General features: G+C 75.9%; 4 protein-coding genes and 1 pseudogene. 2 read left to right on the top strand and 3 right to left on the bottom strand.

From position 1 onward, the window contains the following. Both FOE67_RS17150 and fahA read right to left on the bottom strand, forming a co-directional pair. Positions 1-330 (bottom strand): annotated as a pseudogene (locus FOE67_RS17150) (hypothetical protein); the annotation flags it as partial. A 245-nt stretch (positions 331-575) separates the two neighbouring features. After that, a complete protein-coding gene (gene fahA, locus FOE67_RS17155; RefSeq protein WP_182665245.1) occupies positions 576-1,832 on the bottom strand; it encodes a fumarylacetoacetase in 1,257 nt (418 codons plus the stop codon). A gap of 126 nt (positions 1,833-1,958) precedes the next feature. Here fahA and FOE67_RS17160 point away from each other — a divergent pair, with 126 nt between their 5' ends. After that, positions 1,959-2,969, top strand: a complete 1,011-nt coding sequence (locus FOE67_RS17160; RefSeq protein WP_182665247.1) for a polyprenyl synthetase family protein — start codon at positions 1,959-1,961, stop codon at positions 2,967-2,969. An 86-nt stretch (positions 2,970-3,055) separates the two neighbouring features. On the opposite strand, the gene FOE67_RS29430 is transcribed toward FOE67_RS17160, so the two are convergent. Further along, positions 3,056-3,481, bottom strand: a complete 426-nt coding sequence (locus FOE67_RS29430; RefSeq protein ID WP_323384986.1) for a DUF3224 domain-containing protein — start codon at positions 3,479-3,481, stop codon at positions 3,056-3,058. A gap of 109 nt (positions 3,482-3,590) precedes the next feature. On the opposite strand from FOE67_RS29430, the gene FOE67_RS17170 reads away from it, so the two are divergent. Next, positions 3,591-4,647 (top strand): helix-turn-helix transcriptional regulator (locus FOE67_RS17170; RefSeq protein ID WP_182665251.1); only part of this gene is annotated, 1,057 nt, incomplete at its 3' end.

The raw sequence follows: 4,647 nt of genomic DNA on the forward strand, positions 1-4,647 counted from the left end.
TACTCCGCCGGGGACCCGCCCACCAGTTGCTGGGGCCGGCCCCGACCGGCCGAGGGGGAGGCCGGGGAAGCCGTGGCGGTGGACTTCGCCTGCCTGGCCGGGGACGCCGGCGGCGAGGGCTCCCCCGGAATCCCCGGCCGCGTCGTCCCCGGCCGCGTCGTCCCCGGCCGGTTCGGCGGATTCCCCGGCACCGTCGTCCCGCGGCTGTGCGGTGTCCTCCCCGCCGGCCTCCGCCGCCTCGTCGTTCCCGTTGTCGCCGGCGCAGCCGCTCAACAGGAGCGCCGCGATCGCCGCGGCGGCGGGCGCCGCGAGCCGTACCGACCTGTGCATGGGGTCCCCCTCGGTGGTGTCACACGATGTCGCGGCGCCTCCCGGGGCGCCGCGCGGTTCGTCCGGCGTTCCCGGACGCGCCCACGCTAGCGGTTCCCCCGGACACCGGGAGCCGCGGTGACCGACCCGGGACACCACCGTGCCGATTCCGCCGGCCCCCGTGCCGATTCCGCCGGCCCGGGCGTCCGCCGACCGACGCCGGGGCCCGGACCGGGACACGCCCGGCCCGGACCCCGGCGACGGGCTCAGCCGGCCGGTTCGATCCGGCCGGTCACCTCGCCCAGCCCGATCCGGCCGCCGCCGGGGCCGGGCGCCCAGGCGGTCAGCGTCACCTCGTCACCGTCCTCCAGGAAGGTCCGCTTCCCGAAGCCGCCCGTGATCGGGTCCCGGCCGTTGCGGGTCAGCTCCAGCAGGCAGCCGAGCTGGTGCGGCTCCGGGCCGGAGACGGTCCCCGAGGCGTACAGGTCACCGGTGCGCAGCGAGGCGCCGTTCACGGTCAGGTGGGCCAACTGCTGGGCGGCGGTCCAGTACATCGCGGAGAACGGCGGCTCGGCGATGATCTCGCCGTTGAGCCGCACGGTGATCCGCAGGTCGTACCCGTGCCCCGGCCCGTCGTCCCGGGCGCCCGGGGCGGTGTCGTCGAGGTAGGGGAGCAGGGGGTGCGTGCGCTCCGGCGGGGCCGTACGGGCCTCCTCCAGGGCCTCCAGCGGCGTGATCCACGCCGCGACGGAGGTGGCGAAGGACTTGCCGAGGAAGGGGCCCAGCGGCACGTACTCCCACGCCTGCACGTCCCGCGCCGACCAGTCGTTGAGCAGGCACAGGCCGAAGACGTGGTCCCGGAAGCCGTCCATCGGCACCGCCTCCCCGAGCCGGGAGGGCGTGCCGACCACGAAGCCGACCTCCGCCTCGATGTCCAGGCGGGTGCTCGGCCCGAAGACCGGCTCCTCGGCGCCCGGCGGGCGCCGCTGGCCACCGGGGCGGACCACCGGCGTGCCGGAGACCACGACCGTCCCGGCGCGGCCGTGGTAGCCGATCGGCAGGTGCTTCCAGTTGGGGGTGAGCGGCTCGCCGTCCGGGCGGAAGAGCCGGCCGACATTGGTGGCGTGGTGTTCGCTGGAGTAGAAGTCGACGTAGTCGGCGACGGTGAACGGCAGCCGCATGGTCACCCCCGACAGGGGGAGCAGCAGCCCCGCCTCCGTGACCCGGGCCAGTCGGTCGGGGTCGGTGACCGCCGTGCGCAGCGCGGCCCGCACCCGGCTCCACGCCGGGCGTCCGGCGGCGAGCAGCGGGTCGAGGGAGGGCGCGGTCAACAGCCCGGCGTCCGGGGCCTCCAGGAGGTTCAGGAGCCCCGCGGCGGCGCCCGCGTCCAGGACCCGGTCGCCGAGGCGAACGCCGATTCGTGGCCTTTCGGGCGCATCCGGGGTGGTGTACACGCCGTAGGGAAGATTGTCCGGACCGAAGAGGTCGTCCGCGGTCGGCTCGGTCGTGCTCGCTTCAGACATGGGAGGCACAGTAGTCCCGGCGGGGCGACCATCGAAGAAGGGCGACCGGGGTACGCGCCGGTGGTGATCGACTTCCGACCGGCTACGCTGCCGGGGACATTCGCAGCGCAGACAGGAGAGTGGCTCGTGACCGTCGTGGGGCCCTTCGGGGCGAGCGTGCGGGACAAGGCCCTTGAAGCCGATGTCCGGGCCGGTCTGGCGGCGGTCGAGGAGGGTTTGATCGAGGCCACCGAGAGCGATGTCCCGTTCATCACCAAGGCCGCCCAGCACCTGGTGCGGGCCGGTGGCAAACGGTTCCGTCCCCTGCTGGTGGTGCTCTCCGCGCAATTCGCGGACGCGAACGCCCCGGGGGTGGTCCCGGCCGCCGTCGTGGTCGAGCTGACCCACCTGGCCACCCTCTACCACGACGACGTCATGGACGAGGCCGAGGTGCGGCGGGGCGTCCCGAGCGCCAACACCCGCTGGGACAACTCGGTGGCCGTCCTCACCGGCGACTTCCTCTTCTCCCGCGCCTCGGGGATCGTGGCCGGGCTGGGCCCGGAGGCCGTGCGCATCCAGGCCGAGGCGTTCGAGCGCCTGGTCACCGGCCAGATCCAGGAGACCGCCGGCCCCCGCCCCGGTGAGGACCCCATCGAGCACCACCTGCGGGTCATCGCCGGCAAGACCGGCTCGCTGATCGCCGTCTCGGGCCGCTTCGGCGCCCTGATGTCGGGTGCCGACCCCCGGATCGTCGCCGACCTCACCGAGTTCGGGGAGCGGATCGGCGTCGCCTTCCAACTGGCCGACGACGTCCTGGACATCGCCGGCGAGGCCCGCGAGTCCGGCAAGACCCCCGGAACCGACCTGCGAGAGGGCATCCCCACGCTGCCGGTGCTGCGGCTGCGCGAGCGCGCCCTGACCGGCGGCTCGGCGGAGGACCGGCAGCTGCTGGAGCTGGTCGAGGGCGACCTCACCGACGACGCCCGGCTCGCCGAGGCCCTGGCCGGCCTGCGGGCCCACCCCGCACTCGCCCGGGCCCGCGAGGACACCCGCCGCCAGGCGGAGCTGGCCCGCGAGAGCCTCGCCGACCTGCCGGACCTCCCTGCCCGCGCCGCCCTCGCCTCGCTGTGCGACGCGGTGGTGGACCGCACCTCCTGACCCGCGCCTCCCGACCCGGGCCCCGGCGCCGGACGCCGCCGCCCGGCGGGGCCGGCGCGCTCCGGCACCGGCCCCGGGGGGACGGATCAGCCCGCGGCGTCCGGCTCCGCGAAGTCGTGCTCGAACCCGTAGGCCGAGCGCGTCTCCCCCGGCCGGTGGGTGAAGCCGCCCGTCCCGCGCAGTCCGCTCAGCTCCCCGGTACCCGAGCCGGCCACCACCTCGAAGGTGCCCCGGACGGTGCCGTCGGCGCCGAACGAGCCGCGCTCCTCCAGCAGCAGGGAACCCTCCCGCCCCGCGACGCGGCCGACCAGCAACTGCATCCCGGCGTACGAGCCGCCGCCGTCCGCCGCGTACGCGATGGCGTAGGCGCAGGTGGTGTCGGCCGCCTCGATGACGCCGGTGAAGGTGTTGGCGACGGAGGCCCGGGCGAGACGCGGGCCCTTCGCGTCGGGGCCGAGCGGTTCCTCCTCCCAGCGGGAGTTGACGAAGTGGCCCGAGGTCGGTGCGTGCACGGCAGGTCCTTCCGGTTGTCCGCGCGCCCTCCGCGCGGTCGTCCACCAGCCTGCTCGCCGTACATGACATCCCCTGACGGGTACGGCACGGGTCCGCGAGAATGACCCCGTGCGCGCCGACCGCCTCCTCTCCCTCCTGCTGCTGCTGCAGAACCGGGGCCGGATGACCGCCCGGGAACTCGCCGCCGAACTGGAGGTCTCGGTGCGCACGATCCACCGGGACATCGAGGCGCTGGGGGCCTCCGGGGTGCCGGTCGTCGCCGAGCGCGGCCCCCTGGGCGGCTTCCGGCTGATGGACGGCTACCGCACCCGGCTGACCGGCCTCACCGACGCCGAGGCCGGGGCCCTCTTCCTCGCCGCCGTCCCGGGCGCCGCCCGGGAGCTGGGCCTCGGCGCGCTCCTGGCGACGGCCCGGCTGAAGGTGCGGGCCGCCCTGCCGGCCGAGCCGGCGGAACACGCCCGGCTGGTGGAGGAGCGCTTCCACCTCGACGCGCCGGCCTGGTTCCGGGAGGGGGACGCCGTGCCCCACCTGGAGACGGTGGCCCGGGCGGTGTGGGAGCGGCGGGTGCTGCGCGTCCACTACCGGCGGTGGCGCGGCGAGGTCCACCGGGAGCTGCTGCCGCTCGGGATGGTCCTCAAGGGCGGCGTCTGGTACCTGGTGGCCGCCGCCGTTCCCGGCGGCGCCCCCGACCCCGGGCCACCCCTCACGACGGCCGAGGGGACCGGTGAGGGCACCGGCACGCCCGGCGGCACCGGCCCCGACACCGTGCGGACCTACCGGGTCTCCCGCCTGCTGTCCGCGGAGGCCGGCGAGGAGACCTTCGAGCGGCCCGCCGGGTTCGACCTGGCGGGCCACTGGGAGCGCTCCTCCCGCCGACTGGAGGAGGCACTGCGCCCCACCACCGCCGAGTTGCGGATATCGCCCCGGGCCCGCCGTCTGCTCCCCATGCGTTTCGGCGCGGTCGCCGTCGAGGCACTGGAGGGCGCCGGCCCCCCGGACGGGGAGGGGTGGATCCGGGTGACGATGCGGGTGGAGACGACCACCGTGGCGGTCGGCGACCTGCTCTCCCTCGGAGCGGAGGCCGAGGTCATCGGCCCGGCCGAACTGCGCGAGGCGGTCGCCCGGGAAGCGGGGGCCACCGCCCGCCGGTACGCCTGTCTCTTAT

It is taken from the genome of Streptomyces calidiresistens, from assembly GCF_014141525.1.
Taxonomy (GTDB): domain Bacteria; phylum Actinomycetota; class Actinomycetes; order Streptomycetales; family Streptomycetaceae; genus Streptomyces; species Streptomyces calidiresistens.